This is a genomic window from Aquabacterium sp. T101 (genome assembly GCF_057219775.1).
In genome coordinates this window covers 1,254,933-1,281,191 of sequence record NZ_JBXVVZ010000001.1, presented here as the reverse complement: position 1 = coordinate 1,281,191, position 26,259 = coordinate 1,254,933, and the positions used below count along the sequence as shown (strand labels likewise).

Genomic DNA, 26,259 nt, shown 5'->3' with positions numbered 1-26,259 from the left:
AGGTCACGTTATGTGGCGTATCTGGAAGTTGTACGACCCGCTTCGCGCCATGGTTGCGCAAGGCATCTTCCTGTTTGGGTTGGCGGCGATGATTCATCTCATCTTGCTTTCGACGCCCACCTTCAACTGGCTGGATGGCCCAAGCGCAAACCAGACGCTGAAGCAGAACGCCGCGATGCCCAAGAAGTGATTCCTGGGCCGTCAAGGCACAAACGGATGGCGGGGCACGGTACGAGCCCGCAAGGCGAAGACCGCGCTCCGTCCTCTCCATCGAATCGAAAGAGGAACCGGCCATGGCGATGCTGAGTTTCGAACGCAAGTACAGGGTACGCGGCGGCACGCTCGTCGGCGGTGACCTTTTCGACTTCTGGGTCGGCCCGTTCTACGTCGGTTTCTTCGGCGTGACCACGGTCTTCTTCACCTTCGTCGGCACGGCGATGATCCTCTACGGCGCCGCCCTCGGCCCCACGTGGAACCCGTGGCAGATCAACATCGCGCCGCCCGACCTCAAGTACGGGCTGGCGCTGGCGCCGCTCAAGGAAGGCGGCATCTGGCAGGTCGTCACCGTGTGCGCGATCGGCGCCTTCGGCAGCTGGATGCTTCGCGAGATCGAGATCGCGCGCAAGCTCGGCATGGGCCTGCACGTGCCCTTCGCCTTCGGCATGGCGATCTTCGCCTACGTGACGCTGGTGGTGATCCGGCCGGTGCTGCTGGGCGCCTGGGGCCACGGCTTCCCGTACGGCATCTTCAGCCACCTGGACTGGGTGTCCAACGTCGGCTACCAGTACCTGCACTTCCACTACAACCCGGCGCACATGCTGGCGATCACGTTCTTCTTCACGACGGCGCTGGCGCTGTCGATGCACGGGGGACTGATCCTGTCGTCGACCAATCCGGGCGCCGGCCGCACCGTCAAGACGCCGGACCACGAGGACACCTTCTTCCGCGACCTGATCGGCTACTCGGTGGGCACGCTGGGCATCCACCGGCTGGGCCTGTTCCTGGCGCTGGCCGCGGTGTTCTTCAGTGCCGTGTGCATCGTGATCAGCGGGCCGTTCTGGACACGCGGCTGGCCCGAGTGGTGGAACTGGTGGCTCGCGCTGCCGATCTGGAAGTAGGGAGGCCGCGACCATGGAGTATCAGAACCTCTTCACGCGCGTCCAGGCCGTCGGCCCGGTCCACCACGGCATCGAGCTGCCCGCGGGCAACAGCCCGCGCACCGGGCAGCCCCGGCTCTGGTACCTGCTCGGCCTGCTCGGCAATGCGCAGGTGGGTCCGGTGTACCTGGGCGGCCTGGGCATCGCCTCGCTGATCCTGGGCACGCTGGCGATCAACATCATCGGCTTCAACATGCTGGCGTCGGTGAACTGGAACCCGGTGGAGTTCATCCGGCAGCTGCCATGGCTGGCGCTCGAGCCGCCGCCGCCCGGCTACGGCCTGCACTTCCCGCCGATGAACCAGGGCGGATGGTGGCTGCTGGCGGGCGGGCTGCTCACCGCGTCGATCCTGCTGTGGTGGGCGCGCACCTACCGCCGCGCGCGCGAGCTGGGCCTGGGCACGCACGTGGCCTGGGCCTTCGCCGCGGCGATCTGGCTGTTCCTGGTGCTGGGCTTCATCCGCCCGGTGCTGATGGGCTCCTGGGGCGAGGCGGTGCCGTTCGGCATCTTCCCGCACCTGGACTGGACCGCGGCGTTCTCGCTGCGCTACGGCAACCTGTTCTACAACCCGTTCCACGCGCTGAGCATCGCTTTCCTGTACGGGTCGGCGCTGCTGTTCGCGATGCACGGCGCCACCATCCTGGCCGTCAGCCGCTACGGCGGCGACCGCGAGATCGACCAGATCGTCGACCGCGGCACCGCCAGCGAGCGCGCCGCGCTGTTCTGGCGCTGGACCATGGGCTTCAACGCGACGATGGAGTCGATCCACCGCTGGGCCTGGTGGTTCGCGGTGCTGTGCCCGCTGTGCGGTGGCATCGGCATCCTGCTCACCGGCACCGTGGTGGACAACTGGTACCTGTGGGCCGTCAAGCACGACTTCGCCACGCCGTACCCCGCCGTGCCGGTGGTGGCAGACCCGTCTGCCGTGGTGCAAGGAGCCAAGCCATGAAGCGCATCTTCCTCGCGGTCGTGGCCCTCGCCAGCGCGGCCCTCGTGGCCGGCTGCGGCGAGCGCCCGCCGATGCAGAGCCAGCAGCAGGGCTATCGCGGCACGGGCATGGTGCAGGTGGACAACCCGCGCATCGTGGCCGCGCAGAAGGCCGCACTGCCGCCGGTGCCCGACCTGCCGCCGCCCGGCCCCAACGACGGGCCCAAGGCCAGGGACGTGTACCAGAACGTCAAGGTGCTGGGCGACCTGTCGGTGGGCGAATTCACGCGCCACATGGTGGCGATGACGCAATGGGTGGCGCCCGAGCAGGGCTGCACCTACTGCCACGGTGCCAACTTCGCCGACGACGCCCTCTACACCAAGGTGGTGGCGCGCCGCATGATCGAGATGACGCGCCATCTCAACGCCGACTGGACCCAGCACGTGGGCCAGACCGGCGTCACCTGCTACACCTGCCACCGCGGCAAGCCGGTGCCGGCGCAGGTGAGCTTCGCGCCGCTCACGCCGAAGTACAACCGCGTCGGTTCCGGCATGGGCTACGACGCCGGCCAGAACAAGGCCGAGCCGTCGATCGCGCTGGCCTCGCTGCCCTACGACCCGTTCACCCCGTTCCTCAGCGGCAAGGAGCCGATCCGCGTGGCCGGCACGCAGGCCCTGCCGACGGACGAGCACCGCACGTCGATCAAGCAGGCCGAGTTCACCTACAGCCTGATGAACCACATCAGCAAGTCGCTGGGCGTGAACTGCACCTTCTGCCACAACACGCAGTCGTTCGCGATCTGGACCGACAAGCGCGTGACGGCGTGGCACGGCATCAACATGGCGCGCGACCTGAACAACGCCTACCTCGAGCCGCTGACCAAGACCTTCCCGGCGTCGCGGCTCGGCCCCACGGGCGACGTGGCCAAGGTCAACTGCGCCAGCTGCCACCAGGGCGTCAACAAGCCCCTCGGCGGCCTGGCGATGGCCAAGGACTGGCCCGGCTTGGTGCCGACGGCCGCGTCGGCGATGGCCGCGGCCCTGCCGCCGCCGGTGGCCGAAGCCATGCGCTCGGTGCTGTACTTCGGCGTCGGCTCGCCGGTGCTCGACGGCGAGCAGGCCAAGGCACTGGACCGGCTCGTGGCGACGATGAGCGCGCAGAAGCGGACGGTGGCCACCATCTCCGGCTATCACTCCGCCGCCGGCACCGTGGCGGCCAACCACGAGCTGGCCAAGCAGCGCGCCTTCACCGTGCGCGACGCCCTGCTGGCCGCCGGCATCGCCGAGTCGCGCGTCAAGCTCGACAAGCCGCAGCAGACCGAGGCCAACGTGGCCGGCGAGGACCCGGTGGCCCGACGCGTGGAGGTCACGGTCCGCTAGGGCCTGGCCGGGCACCGGAGGTGAGCCGCATGGCTGCCCTGCCTCTGGTGCACCGCACGGCCGGTGACGCCGATGCCGCCGCCGCGCCGGTCGATGCCGCCGGCCCGGCCCGCTTTGCCGATGCGGCCGCGCGCCGACCGCCCCCGAGCGCCGACGCGCCGGCCAGCGAGGTGCTGCTGCTGCAGCTGGATCGCTGGCGCGCCGGCGCCACCGCCTGGGGCCTGTCGCGCCTGGTGCTCGGCCCGCGCGCACTCGGTCGCGCCCCGGGCCTGCGCTTCGCGCGCGTGCTCGGCAGCGGCCACCAGGGCGGCTTCGGCCTCGCGCCCGGATTCGACCGCCAGGGCGTGGCGGCCTTCTTCGCCGACGAAGCCAGCGCCTTCGACTTCGCCCGCGGCTCGCCGGCGCTGCAGGCGCGGCGTGCGCATGCCGAAGAGAGCCTGCTGATGCTGTGCCGTGCCAGCGCGTCGCGCGGCAGCTGGGGCGGCCACTCGCTGGCCGTGACCGCAGCGCCGTTGGCGCCGGGGCAGCCCATCGCGTCGCTGACACGCGCATCGATCCGGTGGCGGCACGCGCGCGCGTTCTGGCGCCACACGCCGGCAGCGCAGGCGGCGCTCGATGCCGCCGTCGGCTGCCGCCTCGCGGTGGGGCTCGGCGAGGCACCGCTGCTGCGCCAGGCCACCTTCAGCCTGTGGGACGACGCGGCGGCGATGGAGGCCTTCGCGCGCCGCGGTGCGCACCGGCAGGCCAGCGCCTACGCCGTGGGACGCCATTGGTTCAGCGAATCGATGTTCGTGCGGCTGGTGCCGATCGCGGTCGAGGGCACCTGGCATGGCCGGCACTTCGGCTGACGCGCACCGCGTGGTCGTCGTCGGGGCCGGCATCGGCGGCCTCGTCTGCGCGCTGCAGCTCGCCGCGCGCGGCGTGCGCGTCACGCTGCTCGAGGCCGGCGCCGAACCCGGCGGCAAGATGCGCGCGGTGCCGGTGGACGGCGTGTCGATCGACGCCGGACCCACGGTGTTCACGATGCGCTGGGTCTTCGACGAGATCCTGGCCGACGTGGGCGCGTCGCTCGACGACCTGGTGACGCTGCGGCCGCTGTCGGTGCTGGCACGCCATGCCTGGCGCGGGCACGACGAGCGGCTGGACCTGCATGCCGACATGGCGCGCTCGGCCGACGCGATCGCGCGCTTCGCGTCGCCGGCCGAGGGGCGCCGCTTCGTCGCGTTCTGCGACGAGGCCCGGCGCGTCTACCGCCGGCTCGAAGAGCCGCACATCCGCTCGGCGCGGCCGAGCTTCACGCAGATGGTGGCGGACCTGGGCCCGTCGGGGCTGCGCGCGCTGGCCGCGCTGGGCCCGTTCGCGTCGCTGTGGCGCACGCTCGGACGCCACTTCCACGACGCGCGCCTGCGCCAGCTGTTCGCCCGCTATGCCACCTACTGCGGCGCCTCGCCCTGGCAGGCGCCGGCCACGCTGATGCTGGTGGCGCATGTGGAGATGGACGGCGTGTGGTCGATCGACGGCGGCATGCACACGCTGGCGCAGCGGCTGGCGGCGCTGGCCGTGCAGCGCGGCGTCGAGCTGCGCTGCTGCAGCACGGTGGCGCGCATCGAGCAGGCGCGCGGGCGCGCCAGCGGCGTGCGCCTGGCCGGCGGCGAGTTCGTGCCGGCCGACTCGGTGGTGTTCAACGGCGACGCCGATGCGCTGGCGCAGGGCCTGCTGGGCGAGCCCGCGCGCGCCGCGGCGGGCTCGCCGCTGCAGCCCGGGCAGCGCTCGCTGTCGGCCGCCACCTGGGCCATTCACGCGCAGACGCAGGGCTTCGAGCTGGCGCGCCACAACGTCTTCTTCGACGACGACTACGCCAGCGAGTTCGACGACGTGTTCGTGCAGCGACGCCTGCCGCGGCAGGGCACGGTGTACCTGTGCGCGCAGGACCGCCTGCACGACGGCCACGCGCCCGCGGGCCGCGAACGCCTGCTGGCGCTGGTCAACGCGCCGGCCGACGGCGACCGCCGCCCCTTCGATGCCACGGAGACCGATCCATGCGAACACCGCAGCCTCGCGCTGCTGCGCCAGTGCGGCCTGCAGCTGTCGATCCAGGACGCACGCCAGGTGCTCCTGCGCACGCCGGTGGACTTCCATCGCCTGTACCCGGGCTCGGGCGGAGCGCTGTACGGGCCGGCGACGCACGGCTGGATGGCGCTGTTCCGCCGGCCCGGGGCGGCGACGGCCCTGCCGGGCCTGTACCTCGCGGGGGGCAGCGCGCATCCGGGGCCGGGGGTGCCGATGGCGGCGATGTCGGGCCGACTGGCTGCTGCGACGCTGATGGCCAGCCTCGATTCGATCAGCCGCTCGCGCCGGGTGCGTATCGCTGGTGGTACGTCGATGCGATCAGCGACGACGGCCGCCACGCCCTGACCGTCATCGCCTTCGTCGGCAGCGTCTTCTCGCCCTACTACCGGCGCGCTTTGCGTGCCAACCCGGACACCGACCCCGCCGAGCACTGCGCGGTCAACGTGTGCCTATACGGCCCCGGGCTGCACCGCTGGACCATGACCGAGCGCTCGCAGCGCCACGTGCATCGCGAGCCGCGACTGTTCGCCGTCGGTCCGAGCCGCCTGCTGTGGACCGGCCGCTCGCTCGACCTGGCCCTCGACGAGACGGCCGTGCCGCTGCCGCGTGCGGTGCTCGGCCACCTGAGCCTGGTGCCGCAGGGCCTGCCGGCGCGGGCCTTCGCGCTCGACGACGCCGGCCGCCATCGCTGGCAGCCGATTGCGCCTTGCGCGCGCATCCACGTCGATCTGCACACACCGTCGCTGCGATGGTCCGGCATGGCCTACTTCGACAGCAACGAGGGCGACGAGCCGATCGAGCAGGGCTTCACGCGCTGGGACTGGCTGCGCACCGCGTCGCCCGACGGCAGCACCACGGTGGTCTACGACGTCGAGCCGCGCCAGGGGGCCGCGCGCGTGCTGGCGCAGCGCTTCGCGCCGGGCGGGCCGGTGCAGGCGCTCGTCGCGCCGTCGCGCCAGCCCCTGCCGCGCACGACCTGGTGGCGCGTGGACCGTCAGGTCTGCGCCGCGCAGGGCGAGCCCGGCGCTGCCGACGGCCCGCCGCGCGTGCTGCGCACGCTGGAGGACACGCCGTTCTACGCGCGCTCGCTGCTCGACCTGAGCCTGGACGGGCAGCGGCGCGAGCACGCGGTGCACGAGACACTGGACGTGCGCCGCCTGGCGCGGCCCTGGGTGCAGACGCTGCTGCCGTTCCGGATGCCGCGCCGCGCCTGAGCCGGCACGGCGCTGCGGTTAGCATGGACCGCCCGCGCGGGAGGGTTTCCGGCGCGGCCACGCCACCTTGTCCGACCGCCCCGCACCGCAACCCGACCTGCCGCAGCGCCTGCGGCAGGCCACGCAGTCGCTGCACCGGCGGGCCGAGCGCAGCGGCGTGATGGCGCAGCTGCTCGGCCGGCGCCTCGACCGGGCCGGCTATGCGGCCCTGCTGGGCAACCTGCAGGCGCTGTATGCGGCGCTGGAGCCGGCCCTGGCGCGCTGGCCCGAGGCCCGGTCCCTGGGCCCTCTGGGCCGGGCCGAGGCGCTCGACGCCGACCTGCGCGACCTGGCCGAAGCGCCCACCGTGCCGGTGCCCGCCACGCTCGACTACGTGGCGCGCGTGGGTCATGCCGGCGCGGCGGCGCCGCACCGCCTGGTGGCCCATGCCTATGTGCGCTACCTGGGCGACCTGCATGGCGGGCAGGTGCTGCAGCGGCTGGTCAGCGAGCTGTACCGGCTGCCCGGCAGCGTGGGCACGCGCTTCTACCGGTTCGGCCCGCCCGAGCGCGTGCAGCAGCTGCGCGACGCCGTTCGCGCCTGGCTGGGCAGCGTGCCGCTCACGCCCGCCCAGGCCGATGACGTGCTCGCCGAAGCGCAATGGGCCTTCGAGGCGCACTGCCGTCTGTTCGAGCAGCTCGACGATCTGTACCCGGCGCCCGCCGCCGACTGACGCCCCTGCAGCGGCCGCCGCGAAGCGGCGGCGGGGGCGTCACGTCGAGGTGAACCGGCGGATCTGCTGGTACAGCGCCGCGGCGCGGCGCGTGGAATCTTCCAGCTCCTTGAGCAGCGGCGCCACCGGCGGGCCGCCACGCGCGTCGGTGATGTCCATCGCTGCGAGGCTGGCATTGGTGAGGATCGCCGACACCACGTCGTCGGCCTGAGGGTCCGACACGCGCGCGGCCTGACGCAGCGAGGCTTCGAGGTGCGCCCGCGCCGCGTCGGCACGGCGCGCCTCGCGCAGGTCGGTCAGCCCGAGGATGTAGCCCAGGCGCATGCCGTCGCGGCCGCTCACGACCTCGGCACGCAGGTTCACCGGCACGCCGGCGCCAGCCGCGTCGATCAGGTCGACGTCGTGCCGCCAGGGGTGCGGCGCCTGGCGCAGGCCGTCCAGCGCGCGTTGCACGAGGTCGGCCTGCGTGAAGTGCGCGGCCACCGTGGCACCGGCCGGCACGGCCCGCCCGATCAGGGCCTGGCAGGCGTCGTTGGCGAAGATGACCCGGCCGTCGACGTCGGCCACCAGCACCGGCTCGCGCGCGCCGGCCACCACGTTGCGCACCTGGCGCAGCTGGTGCTCCGCGATCAGCAGGCGCACCGCCTGCACCTGCACGATGATGTCCACCAGTGCCACGCCGATGGCGCGGGCCAGCGCCACCTCGGTGGACGACCACGGCACGGCGGTGCCGCGCACGATCTCCGACCAGGCGTCGAACGACTGGCGCGGCGACAGCTCCAGCGGGTTGTCGCCGTGGGCGGCCTTGTTCGGGTCGCCGGCCCAGGTCACCGTGAGCAGCTGTTCCTTGCGGAACCACATCAGGAAGTCCGGGCGCGTGGTCGACAGGCGCACCGCGAGCACGCCGCTGGCGGTGGCGGTCAGCCCCTCCAGCGCGGGTTCGGCCTTGCCGACCGACGAGCAGGCCATCGGCTCGTCGGTGCAGCGGCCCTGCACCCAGGCCAGCAGCGCCTGCAACTGCGGCGTGGACGGCACCTCGCCGGTGGTCAGCACCTCGCCGTCGTGGAACAGCGCCGCGCCGGTGGCTTCCAGCGGCTGCAGCAGCGTGCGCGGATTGCGGAAGATGGCGTAGCGCCACTCGCCTTCGGTGGACGTGGCCTCGACCAGCCGCTGCTCCAGCCGCCGCACCATCAGCGCCACCTGCGCGTGGGCGTAGTTCTCGATCGCGGTGATGCGGGTGGAGGCCACCTCGGCCAGCAGCTCCGCGGCGGCGCGCACGGTGCGCCGCAGGTAGCGCGGCGCGTGATGGTGCGCCGCCACGAGGCCCCAGAGCTGGCCTTCGCGCACCAGCGACGCCGAGAACGACGCGGTGACGCCCATGTTGCGCAGGTACTGCAGGTGGATCGGCGACATGCAGCGCAGCGAGCACTGCGACATGTCGAGGTGGTCGCCGGACGGCCGCAGCAGCGGCGGCTCCAGCGCCTGCGGCACGTGGTCCACGTCCACCAGCATGCGCACGCGGTTGCGCAGGTACAGCGCGCGTGCGCGCTGCGGGATGTCGCTCGCCGGGTAGTGATGCCCCAGGAACGGCGCCAGGCGCGGATGGCGCGACTCGGCGATCACCTTGCCGTGGCCGTCCGGGTCGAAGCGGTAGACCATCACGCGGTCGTAGCCGGTGAGGTCGCGCAGGGCCTGCACCACGGCGTCGGCCAGCGTGCCCACCGACGGTGCGGACGAGAAGCGCTGCACCGCCTGCGACAGCGTCGCAGCGATTACCGCCGGGGCGAGGTCCGTGGCGCCTGCGGGTCCCGGCGACAGGTCCAGCGGCTCGAGCTCCACCACCAGCAGGCCCGGCGGCACCCGGTGCACCGCGCCCTCGAAGCGGCGGCGCTCGGCGCGCGGCCCCACCACGCACTGCAGGGCCTCGGGCTCGTCCAGCGCATGCTCGCGCGCGAGGTGCGCCACGCGGTCGGCGAGGTCGCCGCCGAGCGCGGACAGGGGCTGGTCCAGCAGCGAGTCCGGCGGCATGTCGAGCAGGGCCGCGGCATTGCGGCTGCACTGGATCACCAGGCCGTCGGCTTCGCGCGCGACCAGCAGCAGGCCATGCGGCTGCACGGCACCGATCAGGTGGATCGGCTCGAGTTCGCAGTTCGTCAGGTTGACGGCGCCTGGCGCCGGCACGACGTCCATGGCGGTCCTCAGTTGAAACTGGAGCGCGGCGGCGTCCCGACGTCGTCGTCGAGGCCCTGCGACCCGATCTGCAGGCTGCGCATCCGTGCGGACAGTGCCTGCGGTTCCATTTGAAGCATGCGTGCGGCGGCCTGCACCTGCCCTCCCGCCAGACGCAGCGCGGTGTGGATGAACTGGCGCTCGGCGGCGTCCGAGGCGTCGCGCACCAGCGTGGCCAGCGGCACCAGGCCCACCTGGGCTCGCAGCGCCCACAGGCCGGGCCAGCCCTCGAGCGCGCCGCTGTCGGCCGGGGCCGCGGCAGGCTCGGCCGTGCGCAGCGTGAAGCCCAGCCGTTCCTGGTCGCCGTCGGCCAGCAGCGTGGAGGACACCTCCACCGCGAGACTCAGGCCGCCCGGGGTGACCACCAGCGGGCAGCGCGGGCACAGACCGTGCAGCCGCGTGCGCGCGATCAGGTCGCGCCAGCGACCGTCGCGGTCGTCGACCACCTCGGTGAGCAGGCGGCCCTTGATGCGCGATTCGGTACCGCCCTGCACCAGCGAGACGAACGCCGGATTGGCCAGCACCACGTGGCCGGACGCGTCGGTGATCGCCAGCGCGTCGGGCGTGGACTCGACCAGCGAACGCAACAGGTCCGGTGCGACGCCTTCCTCGTCGTGGCGCCGCGCGCGCAGCAGCAGCTGGTGGCGATCGCCGACGCGAAACGGCGTGGCGGCGAGGTCCCACGCCGGCCCCTGCTCGACCAGGCGCAGCCGGATCTCGCAGGGCCGGTCGCTGGTGCGGGCCGTGATCAGCAGTTCGGTGACCGCCGCGCGCGCCGACGCATGCAGCAGGTCGGCCAGGCGGCGACCGCCCATCGGCGCGTCGCTGTCGCCGAGCATGCCGCGCGTCGCCTCGTTGGCCTCGATGATCTCGAGCGTGGCGGCGTCCAGCGTGAGCACGGCGTCGCTGGCCACCTGGAACAGCAGCTGGTAGCGGCTGTCCGCGTGGCGGCGCTGCCAGTAGTCGAGCTCGATCTCGTGCTGCGCGTCGAGGTAGCGGCGCTGGATCGCTGCCACGGCGCGCAGGTCGCGCCCGACGGCCACCACGGGGCCGCCTTCGCCGAGACGGATCGCCGTCCAGGCCACGGGCACGGCGTCGCCGTCCAGCGCGGGGTGATTGACCTCGCGCCGCTGCGTCACGCCGGTGGCCTGCAGCTCGTCGAGCAGCAGCTCGATCTTGGGCCGCGTGTCGGCCGTGACGGTGTCGACCCAGCGCCGGCCGACCCAGTCGGTGCAGCCGGCCTGCAGCGCCGAGCGGCCCTCGGCGACGTTGCGGATCACGCCCTGCGCGTCGATCACGAGCGCGATGTCGCTGGCCACGCGTGCCATCGTCTGCGCGACCTCATGGGCCAGCGGCGACAGCGCACCCAGGTCGGGCGGCGGGGGAGGGGTGTCGGGTGTCATCGGACCAGCGAACGCGAGGAAGCTCTGCCTTTCGGTTCACGACATGTCCGTCGTCGCCTTCGCGACGGGCGGTGCCCTGATGCCCTGCCTCGGGCAGCGCGCTCGCGGCGCGGGCCTGAAAGGCGAGGGGCAAGGGATTGTAGACCCGGGCCCGCACTCGCCGCGCCATGGCGCGGCGCGCGGCTACACCTTTCGAAACGACGGCTTTCCGTCCTTCGGCGAACATCCGGCGCTGGGGACGAAGCCGCGACGTGGCGTCCTGCGCGGTGGCGGGACCTGGTTCCCGGCAGCGCGCAGGCCCGGCCGGTGTCCCGCAGGCATAGGAACGGAATTCATGGCGTTGACCAGCCGGCGCGAGTGGTGCGTCTTTTCGGGCAGTGTGCTGTTGAGCGCCTGCGGTGGTGGTGGCGGTGGCAGCAGCGACGGTGGTGGCGGCGGTGGTGGCACTCCCACCACCTTGAGCCTGAGCGGCCCGGACTCGGGGCTGGTGGGTGCGGCCTCGGCGAGCTTTGCGGTGTCCGTGTCGGGGCCCGTGGCTGCGCCGATCGTGGTGACGCCGGCCAGCAGCGTCGGGGGCGGCACGTTCGCCCCGACCACGGTGACTTTGACGGCGGCCGCGCCGTCCGCTTCCTTCACCTACACGCCGACCACGGCCGGCGCCCGCTCCATCGGCGTCACCAATGACCGCGGGCTGACCAATCCGGCGGGCGTCACCTACACGGCGACGACCTCGTCGGGAACCAACCCGACCTTCACCCACGTCGCCAGCGGCAAGGGCGCCGACGGCGTGACGCAGCAATCCACGGCATCGGTGACGCTCCTGGCCAACCGCCTGGCGCTGCTGACGGTGGTGAACGTCGCGACCCTGCCGCAGGTGCCCACCGTGGCAGGCTGGGCGCTGGTGGCCACGCATGTCACCGGCGACATCAACCGGGTGTCGATCTTCCGGCGCATGGCCGCGACCGACTCGACGCAGGCCCATGTGATCAGCTTCGGCGGGCAGGCGCAGTTCTTCAACCGGTGGTCGATCGAGCAGTCCGGCACCAGCATCAACCGCAGCGGCACCAACGGCTCGGGCGCGATCGTGCAGGTGGCTCGCGGGGGCGGCCTGGGCCTGGTGCAGAGCTGCCTCGTGACCTTCGGTGCGCCGTTCGCCAGCGCGTCCCACAGCACCTTCGCGGCCTTCGGCGGCGGGGTGACCAGCGCGACGCCCACGGTGGGCAGCGGCTTCATCGAACTGGCGCGGCCCGGGGTCGAGCCGTTCGGCGACCGGGCGCTGTTCGTCCAGTACAAGCCGGCGGCCGACACCACGGCCGACATGACCTGGTCCGGCGGCGGCGACATCTGGACCGGCGTCGCCGTCGAGATCGCGTCCTAACCCGCGGCGCGGACGCGCCGCCGGACGTGCCGCGCTACCGCGGGCGCGGCGACGCAGCGATCAGCACCAGGCCCACAGGCGGCGCAGCCAGCCGGGAAGGCGGTCCGAGCGGGGCTGGTAGTGCTGGCGCAGCGACGGGTACATGGCGTGTCTCCTGAGGCAAGGCGACAACTGTATAGGCATACAGTACCCCGCGCAAGTTGCCTGGTGCGGGCGCCGGCTGGCGCCGCTCGCTTCAGGGTTCGGTGAGCTGCTGGCCCCAGGCCGCCACCAGGGCCTCGATGCCGGCCGCGACGGCCTTGCAGGCGGGCGACAGCTTGCCCTGCCTGGGGAACGCCAGCGTGACATGGCGCTGCAGGGCCGGCCGCACCAGGCGGCTGGCCTGCAGCCGGCCGTCGCGCAGTTCGGCAGCGAAGGAGTACGGCCCGAGCACCGAGTACAGGCCGCGGCCATGGGCCACCAGTTCCTTCTGCACCGTCAGCGAGTCGGCCTCGGCCACCGGCTCGAGATGGAACCCCAGGCTGCGCGACGTCTCGTCGAGGGCCTGGCGCCAGTGGCTCGGCCGCCGCGGCAGCACGAGCCGCAGGCCGGCCAGGCGCGAGAACTCCAGCGTCGGCCCGCGCGTGAGTTCGTCGCCGGGCGCCGACACGAGATAGGTGTCGGCCACGCACAGCGCCCGCTCCTCGCGGCCACTCGGCCGCTGGTAGCGGAACAGCACCGCCAGATCGACCGCGCCGCTGTCGAGCATGGCGTCCAGCTCGGCGCCCTGCGACTCGGCCACGTCGAGGCGGATGCCCGGATGCTCAGCCTGCAGCCGCTCAAACAGACGCGTGACGAGCGGATGCGCCGCCGACGGGATGATGCCCAGGCGCACCGGCCCCGACAGACGTCCGGTGGCGCTGCGAAGCTCCTGCGCGAGGTGCTCGGTCTCCTGCAGCCACGGCCTCAGGCGCGCCGCGGCCCGCGCGCCCAGTTCGGTCAGCTCGACCCCCCGGCCGGTGCGGCGGAACAGCCGGCCGCCGAAGCCGGCCTCGAAGTCGGTGATCTGGCGGCTGATGTGGGACTGCACGGTCTGGCGCCGCGCGGCCACCTTGCTCAGGCTGCCAGCCTCGGCCACTTCGAGGAAGAGTCGGACGCTGGCGGGGTTCATCGCGGGGACCTCCGAATTGCCTATTTCGGCAAGTCTGAATGCTGCGAAGTCTATCTATGCGCAGACCTCAGGGCTTTCTAGAGTGCGTCCATCCCCACCGCGTCGGCCTCGACGCACCCTTGCACGGAGACGCCCATGACTGCTTCCACCGCCCTCGACCTGCGCGGCCTGAACCCGGCGCCGGTCACCCCGTTCACCCGCGACGGCGCCGTCGACTACCCGGCAATCCAGCGGCTGGGTCGCTGGCTGTCCAGCGTGCCCGGCGTCAAGAGCCTGACCGTGCTCGGCCACGCCGGCGAGGGCACCTTCCTCGAGCGCGACGAGCAGTTCAAGGTGATCGAGGCCTTCCGCGAGTCGGTGGGCGACCGCATCCCGATCATCGCGGGCATCACGCTCGAAGGCACCAAGGTCGCCGCCGAGGAGGCGCGGCGCGCGGTGCAGGCCGGTGCGAAGGCCGGCCTGGTCTACCCGTCGCACGGCTGGCTGCGCTTCGGCTACCAGAAGGGCGCGCCGCAGGACAAGTACAAGGCCATCCACGACGCCAGCGGCCTGCCGCTGATCCTGTTCCAGTACCCCGACGCCACCAAGTGCACCTACGACCTCGAGACGCAGCTCGACATCGCGGCGTTGCCCGGAGTGTTCGCGATGAAGAACGGCGTGCGCAACATGAAGCGCTGGGACCGCGAGATCCCCGTCATCCGCAAGGAGCGCCCGAACCTGCAGGTGCTGACCTGCCACGACGAGTACCTGCTGCACACGATGTTCGACGTCGACGGCGCGCTGGTGGGCTATGGCTGCATCGCGCCCGAGCCGCTGGTGGAGATGATCGCCGCCGGCAAGGCGAAGGACTACAAAAAGGCGCGCGAGTTGCACGACCGCCTGCTGCCGGTGACCGCCAACGTCTACCACCGCGGCTCGCACATGGAAGGCTCGGTGGCGCTGAAGTGGGCGCTGGTGCATCGCGGCATCCTCGAGCACGCCACGGTGCGCTCGCCGCTGCTGCCGCTGGCCGAAGGCGCAGACCGCGAGATCGCCGAGGCGATGGCGTCGGCCGGCCTGGGCCGCGTGCGCTGACCGCCGGCGCAGCGTTCACCTTCTTCCAATACAAGTAGGAGACGACATGAAGATGCTTGGATGGCTGACGATGGCGCTGCTGACCTGGGCGGCGCCGGCCTGGGCGCAGGCGGGCCGATTCCCGGAGCGCGACCAGACGCTGCGGCTGGTGGTGCCGTTCGCCGCCGGCGGCGGCGTGGACAGCGCGGCCCGCCTGCTGGCTGAACAGCTGCGCAAGCAGCTCGGCATGTCGGTCGTGGTCGACAACAAGGCCGGTGCCAGCGGCACGATCGGCGGCAAGTTCGTGCAGACCGCGGCGGCCGACGGCTACACGCTGCTGTTCTCGGCCGCCACGCATGTGCTGGCCAACCAGGTGCTGACCAGCCCGCCCTACGATCCGCAGGCCGACTTCGTGGCCGTGGCGCGTGTGGGCGAGGCGCCCTTGATGCTGGTGGTGCCGGCGCAGTCTGGTGCCGCCCGACTGGCCGACGTGCTGGCGGCCGCGCGCAAGGGCGACGGCCAGTTCACCGCAGCGATTCCCGCGGCCGGCGCACCCAGCCACCTGGCCACGCTGCTGCTGGCGCAGCAGGGCAAGGTCCGCCTGACCTATGTGCCCTACAAGGGCACCCAGCCGGCGCTGACCGACGTGGCCGGCGGGCACGTCAACATGCTGCTCGACTCGATGATCTCGTTGCTGCCGCTGGCCAAGGCGGGCAAGGTCAAGCCGGTCGCCATCACGTCGATGCAGCGCAGCGCGTTGGCGCCCGAGGTGCCCACCGTGCACGAGAGCGGCATCGCGAACTACGGCTACGCGTCCTGGTACGGCGTGTGGGCGCCCAAGGGCACGGCGGCCGACCGCGTGACCGCGCTCAACGCGGCGATCAATCAGGCGGTGACGGAGCTTTCGCGGTCCGGCGCGTTCGCCAAGATCGGCGTGGACGCCGTGACAGAAAGTCCCGAGCAGTTCCGCAAGTTCATCGCGGCCGACGTGGCGCAGAGCGCCGAGCTGCTCAAGAGCGCCGGGTTCAAGCCGGAGCAGTGACGCGTCCCGGCGGGCGGGCTGGGTCCGCCGCGGCTCAGTCCGCCCTTCTGGACGAGAGCAGAGCTCGCCCTGGTCTCGCTGACGGCGGCGCCACCTCGACGCAGTTGCGGCCCTTGTCCTTGGCGGCATACAGGGCGGCGTCGGCCGCGCGGACGAGCGTCGAGGCGTCGCTGCCGCAGTCGGGGGCGCAGGCCAGCCCGACCGTGAAGGTGATCGGTTCGTCCTGCAGCACCGAATCGCCGGCCCCGGCCGACACGCGGGTCAGCGCGAGCTCGAAGCGCACCCGCGCGTCGGCGGCGGTCATGCCCGGCAGCAGGCACATGAACTCGTCGCCGCCGTAGCGGCTGGCCATGTCGCTGGATCGGATCGCCTGCACCAGGCCCTGCGCCACCGTGCGCAGCACGCGGTCGCCGGCGTCGTGGCCGAAGCGGTCGTTGAAGCGCTTGAAGTGGTCCACGTCGACGATGGCCACGGTGAGGGGCTCGCCTGCGCGCAGGCAGCGCGCCAGCTCGCGCGGCAGCGTCTCCTCGAACAGGCGGCGGTTCGGCAGGCCGGTCAGCACGTCGCGCAGCGCCTGCTCTCGCAGCGTCTCGCGCAGGCGCAGGTTGGACAGCCCGAGCTTGACCACCTCGCCGAAGATCTCCGAGCGCTGCCTCACGGCACCGTCGAAGTCGACGCCGGGGCCCTGGTGCAGCACGTGCAGCACGCCGATCAGGCGCCCGTCCACATACAGTGGCGTGCACAGCATCTCGCCGCTGTGCCCCGGCGCCTGATGGCTGCAGTGGATGCCGTGATGCGCCGACTGCAGGTGAGGGCCACCTCGCCGAACGGCCCAGCAGGTGCTTCGGCTGTAGGTCTGCGGCACGCAGGCCGCCTGGCCCCAGGTGCCGACGATGACCATCTCGTCGCCGCTGCCGGAGACGGCGAAGCCGCCGTCGCAATCGGCGAACAGCCGCGACGCGGCCGCACGGATCACGTCGAAGGCCTCGGCCTCGGTGCGGGCCGACTGCAGCAGCTCGTTGAGTTCGGCGATGCAGGCCATGTCGGACTTGTGCTGTTCGAGGTCGGTCACCATGGCGGTCAGTCGCGCGTTGGTCGCGCGCAGCTCCTCGTCGCGTCGGCGGCGTTCGGTGGCGTCGGTCACCATCGCCAGCGTGCCCGACGCGCGCCCTTCGGCGTCCGCGATCGGGCAGGTGGACACCTCGGCCCAGAGCTCGCGTCCGTCGGCACGCAGGAAGCGGATCTCGTGGCGCTCGCTGTCGCGCCCGTTGCGCCGCTCAAGCAGGGCCTTCGCCCCGGGCCGGTCCGCCGGGTCGATGAACTCGAACATCGACCGCCCGATGAGCAGTGGTGCGGTGGTGCCGAGCATGCGCGCCATGGCGTCGTTGGCCAGGGTCGTATGCCCCGACTCGTCGACCTGCCAGACGCCTTCGCCGGCGGTCTCGACGATGCGCCGGTAGCGCACCTCGCTGGCGGCCAGCGCGCGAGCCGACGATTGCAGGCTGCGGGCGCGGTCGTCCGCCTCGCGCTCGTAGCGTTCGAAGGCCTGCGCGATCTGCCCGATCTCGTCGTCACGCGTCGCCTCCGCGATCGGGCGGGTGCCTGGTGCGGCAGGCCCGTTGCCGATGCGGCGCGCGATCGACGTCAACGGCCGCGTCAGCGTCACGAACGACAGGGCGCCCAGCGCCAGCGCCACGATGACGCTGCGCAGCAATGTCAGGCCGACGTCGTGCCAGGCATTGGCCAGGAAGCGTTCGACGCGGGGCGCCTGGTCGGTCACGACCTTCAGCTCGCCCACCGGCTTGCCCGCCGGCCCGTAGTGCAGCGGCAGCGTGTACTCCTGCGTCGGTGGCACGAAACGTGACCACCACGCGTCCGGGTCGGCCGGCAGCTTGTCGTTGCGGGCCTGGGCCAGGATCTCACCGAAGTCGCTGCGCAGCGTCGCCTCCTGCACAGGCACATACGACAGCGCGCCCTTCACGATCACCGTGGCCGCCTGCGCGTTGAGGTTGTAGCCGGCCTGCGCCGCCGGTTCGCGCATCACGGCCATCATCTGGACGATCTCGCGCCGCTCGGCCTCGACCGACTCTACGTGGTCGTGGCGCACCTGCAGCACGCTGAACACCGCCCCCAGGACCACGCCGAGCAGGGCTGCCAGCAGGGCCTGCCGCAGCGCGAGCCGACCGATCCCCGGCCACGCGCGCATCATCGTCCGGCCGGCGTGCTGCGACGCTGCCACTGCACCAGAGCGTCCTCGAGCAGGCGTTGCGCCAGGCCGCTGCGGCGCGCTGCGTCCAGGCGCGCGTCCACGGCGTCGACCAGGGCCGCGCAGGGGCTGCGCCGCGAGAAGCCGTGGTGGATGTCGCCCTGGTTCACGGGCCGGGGCAGGGCGATGATCTGGTCCGTGAGGCCGAGCTGGGCCAGCTGCGCGCGGCCGGTGTACAGGCCGGTGACCACGTAGTCGATCCGTCCGGCGGACAGCTTGTGGAAGTTGACGCTCAGGCTGTCGGCGTCCTCCAGCGTCAGCTGCTCCGCGGCGATGCGGTCGAAGGCGTCGCCAAAGCGGTCGCCCGCGGTGCGCCCGCCGCGTTTGCCCACGAGGTCGCGCGGGCTGTCGAACCGCACCGGCCGGGCCTTGGCGGCGAACACCGCCATCGGGTTGGGGAACGCCGCCGAGGGGGTGAACACGAGATAGGCCTCGCGCTCGGGCGTGGGCTTGAGGCTGACGATGAGATCGATCTGCCCGTGCTCGGCGGACTTGAGCACGCGTGGCCAGGGGCCGACGTAGCGCGCCTCCCAGGGCACGCCCAGTTCGTCGAGGATGCGACCGGTGAGGGCGATGCTGGCGCCGACAAGGCGTTCACCCTCGGCCCAGTGATAGGGCGGGTAGTCCGGGTTGGCCGACAGCACGACGCGCGGGCAGGCCGCCTGCGCGCGGACCATCGGCGCAACCCAGGCCAGCAGCACTGCTGCGAGACCGACGCGAACCCAGGCCCTTTTCATTGTTGTCCCCGTGGCGGTGGTGTCGATGCCGACCGGACGATTCTGCGCAGGTGCGCGCGCGGCGTGCCGTGGAACTGACCCTGGAAAACCCCTCAGAAACGGCCGCTGCGGCGGGCCGTGCCGCCAGCGCGACAGCGAAGGACGCTCAGCCCTGCGTCAGAAGCGTCACCAGCTCCGGCACCAGGGCGTCGGGGCCGGCGCGGCCGCGCGCGGCCTCCAGCGTGCCCAGCACGGCGTCGGCCACCCCGCAATGCGCCTGGGCATCGGCCGCCATCTGATGGTAGTAGCCGAGGTCCTTGCAGGCGTTGGCGATCGAGAAGCGCAGCCCGCCGGTGTCGCGGGCGAGCAGGTAGGGCCTGATGCGCTCCAGCGCGATCCCGCCGCCGCCGCCCTTGGACAGCACGTCGACGAAGGACTCGGCGGACACCCCGACCTTGCCCGCGCACGCGGCGGCCTCGGCCAGCAGGGTGACCATGCCCAGCGACACGTAGTTGTGCAGCAACTTCATGCCGTGGCCGGCGCCCACCGGGCCCACGTGCGTGATGTTCTCGGCAAAGCAGGCCAGCACCGGACGCACCTGCTCCAGCAGCGCGGCGTCGCCGCCGACCAGCAGGTTCAGGCGCCCTTCGGCAGCCTCCTTGGGCGTGCGCGTCATCGGTGCGTCCAGGAAGCGCGAGCCGGCCTGCTGCACCGCCTGCGCCATGCGCAGGGTGGACGACGGGATGGCGGTCGAGCAGTCGATGACCACGCTGCCCGGGCGCAGGCCCTGCAGCACCCCGGCCGGCCCGGTGAGCACCGACTCGACCTGGGGCGAGCCGGTCACCACCAGGATCACCAAGTCCACCCGCGCGGCCAGTGTGTCGGCGCGCGGCACGCTGGTCGCGCCCGCGGCCTTCAGCGCGTCGAGCGGCTGGTTGCCCGGGTGCTCCAGCAGCGTCAGCTCGTGGCCCTTCGCGACGAGGTTGCTGGCGATGCCGTGGCCCATCATGCCGATGCCTGCCATGCCGATCTTCATCGTGTCTCCTGGGTCGGGGTGGGGGTCGGGGCAGGCGCGTCGCGCGTGGCGATGGCCCGCGGGTTCGACATCATGCCCGGCAGGGGCACAACGAGAAACGGGCCCGAAGGGCCCGTGTTTCATTGCGCGTTGGCGGAAAGGGAGGGATTCGAACCCTCGTCACGGGAGACCCGTGAACCGGATTTCGAGTCCGGCGCATTCGACCACTCTGCCACCTTTCCTGCGCGTGGTCTCTCTTGCGAGAAGGCCGGGATTCTAGCCGACGGCGGCCACCCGGCCGGGCGGGCTCAGGGGCGCAGCACTTCGGCGCCGCCCAGGTAGGGGCGCAGCGCGGCCGGCACGCGCACGCTGCCGTCGGCCTGCTGGTGGTTCTCGATCACTGCCACCATGGCGCGGCCCACGGCCAGGCCCGACCCGTTGAGCGTGTGCACCAGCTCGGTCTTGCCCTGCGCGTTGCGGAAGCGCGCCTGCATGCGGCGCGCCTGGAACGCCTCGCAGTTGCTGCACGAGCTGATCTCGCGGTAGGCGCCCTGGCCGGGCAGCCAGACCTCCAGGTCGTAGGTGCGCGCCGAGCCGAAGCCCATGTCGCCGGTGCACAGCTGCACCACCCGGTAGGGCAGCTCCAGCTTGCGCAGGATCGCCTCGGCGTGGCCGACCATCTGCTCCAGCGCCGCATCGCTCTGCTCGGGCGTGGTGATCTGCACCATCTCGACCTTGTCGAACTGGTGCTGGCGGATCATGCCGCGCACGTCGCGCCCGCCGCTGCCGGCTTCCGAGCGGAAGCAGGGGCTGTGCGCGGTGAGCTTCAGCGGCAGCTGCGCCGCGTCGAGGATCTGCCCGCGCACGGTGTTGGTCAGCGAGATCTCGCTGGTGCTGATGAGGTACTGCTCGGTGCGCTCGTCGTCGCCGCCGCGCGAGACCCAGAACATGTCGTCCTTGAACTTGGGCAGCTGGCCGGTGCCTTCGAGGATCTCGCGGTTGACGATGTAGGGCGTGTAGCACTCGGTGTAGCCGTGCTCCTGCGTCTGCACGTCCAGCATCAGCTGTGCCAGCGCGCGGTGCAGGCGCGCGGCCGGCCCGCGCAGGAAGGTGAAGCGCGCGCCCGACAGCAGCGCGCCGGTGTCGAAGTCCACGCCCAGCGCGGGGCCCACGTCGGCGTGGTCGCGCGGCGTGAACGCAAAGGCGGGTGGCGTGCCCCAGCGGCGCACCTCGACGTTGCCCTTCTCGTCCTCGCCCACCGGCACGCCGGGCTGCGGCAGGTTGGGCAGACGCATCATCAGGTCGGCGATCTCGGCCTGCAGCTCGTCGTTGCGCTTCGCGCTGGCAGCCAGCTCGTCGGCCAGGCCCTGCACCTCGGCCATCAGCGCGGCGGTGTCGCCGCCCTTGGCCTTGAGTTGCCCGATCTGCTTGCTCAGCGCGTTGCGTCGCGCCTGCAGGTCTTCGGTGCGGGTCTGGATGCGCTTGCGCTCGGCCTCGAGCGCGGCGAAGCGCTCGCGGTCCAGGAAGGGCTGGGGCGTCTTGCGTGCTTCAAGGCGGGCGATCACGCCGTCGAGGTCGCGGCGCAGCAGGGTGATGTCGAGCATGGTGTGGCGTTGATTCAGTGGAGGCGGGCGGGGCGGCGGGTCAGGGCTGTTCGCCCCCGGATCGCGACGCGGCCACCTCGGCCATCGACTTGTCGCCCAGGCCCTTGGGCAGCGGGAAATGCACGGTCTCCTGCACGCCGTCGAGCTTGCGCACCGCCACGGCGCCCAGCTCGCGCAGCCGCGCGATCACCTGCTGCACCAGCACGTCGGGCGCCGACGCGCCGGCGGTCAGGCCCACGCGCTGCGCGCCCTCGAACCAGGCCGGGTCCAGCCCGCTGGCGTCGTCGATCATGTAGGCGGGCTTGCCCAGCCGGCCGGCCAGTTCGCGCAGGCGGTTGCTGTTGCTCGACGTGGGGCTGCCCACGACGATGACGACGTCCACCTGCGGCGTGAGCACCTTCACGGCGTCCTGCCGGTTCTGGGTGGCGTAGCAGATGTCCTGGCGCTTGGGCTCGCGCACGTTGGGAAAGCGCCGCTTCACGGCGGCCAGCACCTGCGCGGCGTCGTCCACCGACAGCGTGGTCTGCGTCACCACGGCCAGCCGGTCGGGGTTCTTCACCGGCGCGGTGAGCACGTCCTCGGCGTCCTCCACGAGGTAGATGCCGTCGTACAGCTGGCCCATCGTGCCTTCCACCTCGGGGTGGCCCTTGTGGCCGATCATCAGGAATTCGTAGCCTTCCTTGTGCAGCTTGGCCACTTCCACGTGCACCTTGGTCACCAGCGGGCAGGTGGCGTCGAAGATGGAAAAGCCGCGGCGCTCGGCTTCCTGGCGCACGGCCTGGCTCACGCCGTGGGCGCTGAACACCAGCGTGGCGCCGGGCGGCACCTCGCTCAGGTCCTCGATGAAGATGGCGCCCTTGGCACGCAGGTCGTTCACCACATAGGTGTTGTGCACGATCTCGTGGCGCACGTAGATCGGCGCGCCGTACTTGATCAGCGCGCGCTCGACGATCTCGATGGCGCGGTCGACGCCGGCACAGAAGCCGCGCGGTTCGGCCAGGATGATTTCCTGCATGGCTAGAGCACTCCGATCACGTGCACGTCGAAGCGCACGGGCTGGCCTGCCAGCGGGTGGTTGAAGTCGAACAGCAGCCAGTCCGGGCCCACCTCGCGCACGATGCCGGCGTAGCGGCCCTGGCCGTCGGGGGTGGGGAACTGCACCACGTCGCCCAGGCGGTAGGCCTGGTCGGGGTCGCCCAGCTCGTGCAGCAGCGACAGCTTCACGCGCTGGAGCAGGTCGGGGTTGCGCGGGCCGAAGGCTTCGCCGGCGGCCAGCTCGAAGGACTGGCGTTCGCCCTCGGCCAGGCCGAGCAGGCGCGCTTCCATCGCCGGGGCCAGTTCGCCGGTGCCCAGCGACAGCGTGGCCGGTTTGTCGTCGAAGGTGTCGATGACCACGCCCCCGTCAGGGCCGGCAAGGCGGTAATGAAGGGTCAGAAACGACCCTTGCTGGACGGTGGTCATGGGCGGCAGCGGCCTGCGAATAGACTGGACCGGCGATTTTACGAGGCGGCCCGCGTCCGGCGACGCGCGGGCGCCGCACCGGCACCGACGGCGGAATCCTTGAACGTCCTGAAGCAACTGCCCCCCGACGCGCGCCCGCGCGAGAAGCTGCTCGCGCGCGGCCCGGCCGCGCTGGCCGACGCCGAGCTGCTGGCGCTGCTGCTGCGCACCGGCACGGCGGGGCAGGGCGTGCTGCAGCTGGCGCAGTCGCTGCTGGACCGCTTCGGCGGCCTGTCCGGGTTGATGGCCGGCGGCGGCACGGGGCTGGAGCGCGTGCGCGGGCTGGGCCCGGCCAAGCGCGCCGAACTGGCCGCGGTGCTGGAGGTGTCGCGCCGCGTGCTGGCGCAGCGGCTGGCGGCGCAGCCGGCCTTCGAGCATCCGCAGGCGGTGAAGGACTACCTGTCGCTGCAGTTGGCCGCGCTCGACCACGAGGTGTTCGGCGTGCTGTTCGTCGACGCGCAGCATCGGTTCGTCGCGTTCGAGGTGCTGTTCCGCGGCACGCTGGCGCAGACCAGCGTGCACCCACGCGAGGTGGTGCGCCGCGCGCTGGCGCTCAATGCGGCGGCGGTGGTGCTGGCGCACAACCACCCCAGCGGCGTGGCCGAACCGTCGCGTGCCGACGAACTGCTCACCGCCACGCTGAAGCAGGCGCTGGCGCTGGTGGACGTGCGGGTGCTGGACCACGTGATCGTCGCGCGCGGTGCCGCGGTGTCGTTCGCCGAGCGGGGGCTGCTGTGAGCGACGCCGCCGACCTGCGCGCCCAGCTCGAGGCCGTGCGCCGCCGCCTCGCCGAGCAGGCGCGCGAGCAGGCCCGCCGGGAGGCCGAAGCGGCCGAGCGCGCGCGGCGCGAGCAGGCCGAGCGCACGCAGTTCGCGCGCGCGGTGGGCCCCGTGAAGCCGGTGCGCGGCACGGTGCGGGCCGAGCGCAAGCCCGAGTCGCCCGAGCCCCGGCCGCGCCAGCGCGAGGCCGACGAGGCCCGCGTGCTGGCCGAGTCGCTGTCCGACGAGTTCGACCCGGGCACGCTGCTCGACACCGACGACGGCCTGGGCTTCACTCGCGAGGGCATCGGGCCCGATGTGCTGGCGCGGCTGCGCCGCGGGCAGTGGAGCATCCAGCGCCAGGTGGACCTGCATGGCCTGACCCGCGACGCCGCGCGCGAGGCGCTGGCGCGCTTCATCCGCCAGGCCGGGCGCGACGGCCTGCGCTGCGTGCGCGTGGTGCATGGCAAGGGCAACGGCTCGCCGGGGCGCGAACCCGTGCTCAAGGGCAAGGTGCGCTCGTGGCTGGTGCAGAAGCAGGAGGTGATCGCCTTCGCCCAGGCCAGCGCCGCCGACGGCGGCCATGGCGCGCTGCTGGTGCTGCTGCGCGGCGACTGAGCGCCCGACGCACGCGACGGCGTTCAGCCGCCCTTGTTGCGCATCCAGTCGGCGGTGTTGAAGAACGCGCCGGCCAGCCGCTGCGCCAGCGTGGTGTCGACGCCCTGATCGCCCATGGCCTGTGCCATGCACGCCAGCCACTGGTCGCGCTCGGCCAGGCCGATCGCATAGGGCAGGTGGCGCGCGCGCAGCCGTGGGTGGCCGAAGCGCTGCACGTACAGGTCCGGCCCGCCGAGCCAGCCGCACAGGAACCAGTGCAGCTTGTCGCGCGAGCCGCCCAGGTCGGCCGGGTGCAGCCGGCGGATGCCCGCGTACGCCGGCTCCAGGTCCATCAGGTCGTAGAAACGGTCCACCAGCGCGCGCACGGCGGGCTCGCCGCCCAGCGCGTCGAACGCGCTGGTGGCCGGCGTGGCCTCAGCCATGGCCGAGCACCATGCGCGCCGCCAGGGCGGACAGCGCCATGGCCGCCGGCGAGCCGGGGTAGCACTCGCGCAGCAGCTGGCGCCGGCGCACCGCGTCGCGCACGGCCGGGTCGGACGGCACTTCGCCCACCAGGTCCAGCACCACGGGTGCGTCCAGCGTGGGGCTGACGTAGCGGTCGATCACCTGCTGCAGCTGGGCGCGCACGGTGCGGCCGTCGCTCGAGGCCGGCTTCTGGTTCACCACGAGCCGGATGGCGCGGCGCCCCTGCGTGCTGGCCAGCACCTTGATGGTGGCGTAGGCGTCGGTCAGCGAGGTCGGCTCGGGCGTGGCGACGATCAGCACCTCGTCGGCCAGCGACACGGTGTAGAGCACCACGTCCGAGATGCCGGCACCGGTGTCGAGCAGGATCCGGTCGAAGCGCGGCGCCACGGCCTCGAGCGTTTCGACCAGGCGGTCGCGCACCTCGGGCGTCAGGCGCGAGTACTCCACCAGTCCGGACCCGGCCAGCAGGACCCAGAACCCGGTGGACACCTCGGTGAGCGCGTCGTCGAGCGACTTCTGCCCGGTGAACACGTCGTGCAGCGTGACCTTGGGCGCCAGGTTCAGCACCACGTCCAGGTTGGCCAGGCCGAGGTCGGCGTCGAGCACGAGCACGCGCTCGCCGCGTGCCGCCAGGGCGGCCGCCAGGTTGGCCGCGATGAAGGTCTTGCCCACGCCGCCCTTGCCGCTGGTGATGGCGGTGATGCGGGCGCGACGCGGCGCCGGCTCGCCGGGCGCGGGGGTCGGGGCGGCGTCGGTGGTCATGGATGGGGGCCTTGTCGGGGCGCGTCGTCGCCGTCGTCGTGGGTGCCTGCGAACAGCAGCCCCTTTTCCTCGGCGCTGACCTGGGACACCACCGCGGGCTCGAACTCGGCCCGGTTGCGTCCGCCGGCCTTGGCGCGGTAGAGCTGTTTGTCGGCGCGCTCGAGCCAGAGCTTGAGGCTGGAACGCACCCATTGCGGCGCGAAGGCGCCGCCCAGGCTCACGGTCACCGACAGCGGTTCGGCCAGGCCGACCGGAATGCGGCACTGTTCGATGCGCGCGCGCATGCGCTCGGCCACCGTCGGGCCGAAGGCCGGCGGGCAGTTCGGCAGCGCCACGGCGAACTCCTCGCCGCCGATGCGTGCCACCGTGTCCATCGGGCGCACGCACTGCATCAGCGTGTCGGCCACGGCCTTGAGCACCAGGTCGCCGGCGCCATGGCCGTGGGTGTCGTTGATGCGCTTGAAGTGGTCGATGTCCAGCAGCAGCAGCAGCGCGGGCTCGCCGGCACGGGCCACGCGGTCGAGCTCGCGCGCCAGCACCGACTCGAACTGGCGCCGGTTGGTCAGCCCGGTGAGGGCGTCGCGGCTGGACAGTTCGCACAGCCCGTCGATCAGGCCCTGCAGCCAGGCTGCGCTGCCGGGTTCGCCGCGCGGCGGCTCCTGGCCGGCATGCGCCAGCAATGCGAGCGCCGACTCCACGCGCAACGCAGGCGCGGCGGCAGGCGCGGGCGGGGTGGGCACGGGGGTCAAGGTGCCGGGCAGTCTAGCAGTGGGGTCGGCGGCACCGACGGCGAATTGGCTCGCTTTAGGGGGCTTGTTCGGCGGGTCGCGAACCCCCCGA

Annotated in this window: 25 protein-coding genes and 1 tRNA gene; 13 read left to right on the top strand and 13 right to left on the bottom strand. The window is 72.4% G+C overall.

Features of this window, described 5'->3' with window-relative positions:
* The first annotated feature begins 10 nt into the window (after window positions 1-10).
* From pufA to AC2EAQ_RS06030, 8 genes are all read left to right on the top strand, one after another.
* Window positions 11-190 (top strand): light-harvesting antenna LH1, alpha subunit, encoded by a 180-nt coding sequence (pufA, locus tag AC2EAQ_RS06065; protein ID WP_484640927.1) that lies wholly within the window; start codon window positions 11-13, stop codon window positions 188-190.
* 103 nt (window positions 191-293) lie between these two features.
* On the top strand, window positions 294-1,118 hold the full coding sequence (gene pufL / locus AC2EAQ_RS06060) for a photosynthetic reaction center subunit L (protein WP_484640926.1): 825 nt from the start codon (window positions 294-296) through the stop codon (window positions 1,116-1,118).
* A gap of 13 nt (window positions 1,119-1,131) precedes the next feature.
* On the top strand, window positions 1,132-2,106 hold the full coding sequence (gene pufM / locus AC2EAQ_RS06055) for a photosynthetic reaction center subunit M (protein WP_484640925.1): 975 nt from the start codon (window positions 1,132-1,134) through the stop codon (window positions 2,104-2,106).
* Window positions 2,103-3,464 (top strand): photosynthetic reaction center cytochrome PufC, encoded by a 1,362-nt coding sequence (gene pufC, locus AC2EAQ_RS06050; RefSeq protein ID WP_484640924.1) that lies wholly within the window; start codon window positions 2,103-2,105, stop codon window positions 3,462-3,464. The genes pufM and pufC overlap by 4 nt, the downstream gene beginning before the upstream one ends.
* 29 nt (window positions 3,465-3,493) lie before the next feature.
* The gene (locus tag AC2EAQ_RS06045) at window positions 3,494-4,312 is read left to right on the top strand and encodes a spheroidene monooxygenase (protein ID WP_484640923.1); all 819 of its coding nucleotides are present in this window, start codon (window positions 3,494-3,496) and stop codon (window positions 4,310-4,312) included.
* A complete protein-coding gene (gene crtD / locus AC2EAQ_RS06040; RefSeq protein WP_484640922.1) occupies window positions 4,293-5,879 on the top strand; it encodes a 1-hydroxycarotenoid 3,4-desaturase CrtD in 1,587 nt (528 codons plus the stop codon). The genes AC2EAQ_RS06045 and crtD overlap by 20 nt, the downstream gene beginning before the upstream one ends.
* Window positions 5,852-6,748, top strand: coding sequence for a carotenoid 1,2-hydratase family protein (locus AC2EAQ_RS06035; protein WP_510166855.1), 897 nt, complete (start codon window positions 5,852-5,854; stop codon window positions 6,746-6,748). Before crtD ends, AC2EAQ_RS06035 begins: the two co-directional genes overlap by 28 nt.
* Before the next feature lie 67 nt (window positions 6,749-6,815).
* The gene (locus tag AC2EAQ_RS06030; protein WP_484640920.1) at window positions 6,816-7,460 is read left to right on the top strand and encodes a biliverdin-producing heme oxygenase; all 645 of its coding nucleotides are present in this window, start codon (window positions 6,816-6,818) and stop codon (window positions 7,458-7,460) included.
* Window positions 7,461-7,499: 39 nt separating this feature from the next.
* Here AC2EAQ_RS06030 and AC2EAQ_RS06025 read toward each other — a convergent pair whose 3' ends face one another.
* Both AC2EAQ_RS06025 and AC2EAQ_RS06020 read right to left on the bottom strand, forming a co-directional pair.
* Window positions 7,500-9,650: a GAF domain-containing protein gene (locus AC2EAQ_RS06025; protein ID WP_484640919.1), complete on the bottom strand. Its 2,151-nt coding sequence runs from the start codon at window positions 9,648-9,650 to the stop codon at window positions 7,500-7,502.
* A gap of 8 nt (window positions 9,651-9,658) precedes the next feature.
* Window positions 9,659-11,092, bottom strand: a complete 1,434-nt coding sequence (locus tag AC2EAQ_RS06020; protein WP_484640918.1) for a PAS domain-containing protein — start codon at window positions 11,090-11,092, stop codon at window positions 9,659-9,661.
* Between the two features lie 334 nt (window positions 11,093-11,426).
* On the opposite strand from AC2EAQ_RS06020, the gene AC2EAQ_RS06015 reads away from it, so the two are divergent.
* Window positions 11,427-12,470 (top strand): hypothetical protein, encoded by a 1,044-nt coding sequence (locus AC2EAQ_RS06015; protein ID WP_484640917.1) that lies wholly within the window; start codon window positions 11,427-11,429, stop codon window positions 12,468-12,470.
* A gap of 235 nt (window positions 12,471-12,705) precedes the next feature.
* Here the strand turns inward: AC2EAQ_RS06015 and AC2EAQ_RS06010 are convergent, their stop codons facing one another.
* The gene (locus AC2EAQ_RS06010; protein WP_484640916.1) at window positions 12,706-13,620 is read right to left on the bottom strand and encodes a LysR family transcriptional regulator; all 915 of its coding nucleotides are present in this window, start codon (window positions 13,618-13,620) and stop codon (window positions 12,706-12,708) included.
* A 135-nt stretch (window positions 13,621-13,755) separates the two neighbouring features.
* Here AC2EAQ_RS06010 and AC2EAQ_RS06005 point away from each other — a divergent pair, with 135 nt between their 5' ends.
* Complete coding sequence (locus AC2EAQ_RS06005) at window positions 13,756-14,694, top strand: dihydrodipicolinate synthase family protein (protein ID WP_484640915.1); 939 nt, start codon at window positions 13,756-13,758, stop codon at window positions 14,692-14,694.
* A 52-nt stretch (window positions 14,695-14,746) separates the two neighbouring features.
* A complete protein-coding gene (locus tag AC2EAQ_RS06000; protein WP_484641181.1) occupies window positions 14,747-15,715 on the top strand; it encodes a Bug family tripartite tricarboxylate transporter substrate binding protein in 969 nt (322 codons plus the stop codon).
* A 34-nt stretch (window positions 15,716-15,749) separates the two neighbouring features.
* On the opposite strand, the gene AC2EAQ_RS05995 is transcribed toward AC2EAQ_RS06000, so the two are convergent.
* The 7 genes from AC2EAQ_RS05995 to AC2EAQ_RS05965 all read right to left on the bottom strand — a co-directional run bounded on the left by AC2EAQ_RS05995 (window position 15,750) and on the right by AC2EAQ_RS05965 (window position 22,777).
* Window positions 15,750-17,924 carry a sensor domain-containing diguanylate cyclase gene (locus AC2EAQ_RS05995; RefSeq protein ID WP_484640914.1) on the bottom strand — a complete coding sequence of 725 codons (2,175 nt, stop codon included), beginning with the start codon at window positions 17,922-17,924 and terminating at the stop codon, window positions 15,750-15,752.
* Window positions 17,921-18,718: a substrate-binding periplasmic protein gene (locus AC2EAQ_RS05990; protein ID WP_484640913.1), complete on the bottom strand. Its 798-nt coding sequence runs from the start codon at window positions 18,716-18,718 to the stop codon at window positions 17,921-17,923. The genes AC2EAQ_RS05995 and AC2EAQ_RS05990 overlap by 4 nt, the downstream gene beginning before the upstream one ends.
* 145 nt (window positions 18,719-18,863) lie before the next feature.
* Complete coding sequence (locus AC2EAQ_RS05985; protein ID WP_484640911.1) at window positions 18,864-19,733, bottom strand: NAD(P)-dependent oxidoreductase; 870 nt, start codon at window positions 19,731-19,733, stop codon at window positions 18,864-18,866.
* A gap of 130 nt (window positions 19,734-19,863) precedes the next feature.
* Window positions 19,864-19,954: transfer RNA gene (locus AC2EAQ_RS05980), tRNA-Ser, on the bottom strand.
* Between the two features lie 66 nt (window positions 19,955-20,020).
* A complete protein-coding gene (serS, locus tag AC2EAQ_RS05975; RefSeq protein WP_484640909.1) occupies window positions 20,021-21,316 on the bottom strand; it encodes a serine--tRNA ligase in 1,296 nt (431 codons plus the stop codon).
* Window positions 21,317-21,356: 40 nt separating this feature from the next.
* Window positions 21,357-22,331, bottom strand: a complete 975-nt coding sequence (gene ispH, locus AC2EAQ_RS05970; protein WP_484640908.1) for a 4-hydroxy-3-methylbut-2-enyl diphosphate reductase — start codon at window positions 22,329-22,331, stop codon at window positions 21,357-21,359.
* Window positions 22,332-22,333: 2 nt separating this feature from the next.
* A complete protein-coding gene (locus tag AC2EAQ_RS05965; RefSeq protein WP_484640907.1) occupies window positions 22,334-22,777 on the bottom strand; it encodes an FKBP-type peptidyl-prolyl cis-trans isomerase in 444 nt (147 codons plus the stop codon).
* Between the two features lie 108 nt (window positions 22,778-22,885).
* Between AC2EAQ_RS05965 and radC the strand changes: the two genes are divergently transcribed.
* The gene (gene radC, locus AC2EAQ_RS05960) at window positions 22,886-23,554 is read left to right on the top strand and encodes a RadC family protein (protein WP_484641179.1); all 669 of its coding nucleotides are present in this window, start codon (window positions 22,886-22,888) and stop codon (window positions 23,552-23,554) included.
* Window positions 23,551-24,192: a Smr/MutS family protein gene (locus tag AC2EAQ_RS05955; protein ID WP_484640906.1), complete on the top strand. Its 642-nt coding sequence runs from the start codon at window positions 23,551-23,553 to the stop codon at window positions 24,190-24,192. Before radC ends, AC2EAQ_RS05955 begins: the two co-directional genes overlap by 4 nt.
* 23 nt (window positions 24,193-24,215) lie before the next feature.
* Here the strand turns inward: AC2EAQ_RS05955 and AC2EAQ_RS05950 are convergent, their stop codons facing one another.
* Genes AC2EAQ_RS05950 through AC2EAQ_RS05940 form a run of 3 tightly spaced genes read right to left on the bottom strand, consistent with a single transcriptional unit; the run spans window position 24,216 to window position 26,159 of the window.
* Window positions 24,216-24,614, bottom strand: coding sequence for a group II truncated hemoglobin (locus AC2EAQ_RS05950; RefSeq protein WP_484640905.1), 399 nt, complete (start codon window positions 24,612-24,614; stop codon window positions 24,216-24,218).
* Window positions 24,607-25,419: a MinD/ParA family protein gene (locus tag AC2EAQ_RS05945; RefSeq protein ID WP_484640903.1), complete on the bottom strand. Its 813-nt coding sequence runs from the start codon at window positions 25,417-25,419 to the stop codon at window positions 24,607-24,609. The genes AC2EAQ_RS05950 and AC2EAQ_RS05945 overlap by 8 nt, the downstream gene beginning before the upstream one ends.
* Window positions 25,416-26,159 (bottom strand): GGDEF domain-containing protein, encoded by a 744-nt coding sequence (locus AC2EAQ_RS05940; protein ID WP_484640902.1) that lies wholly within the window; start codon window positions 26,157-26,159, stop codon window positions 25,416-25,418. The genes AC2EAQ_RS05945 and AC2EAQ_RS05940 overlap by 4 nt, the downstream gene beginning before the upstream one ends.
* Between the last annotated feature and the right edge of the window lie 100 nt (window positions 26,160-26,259).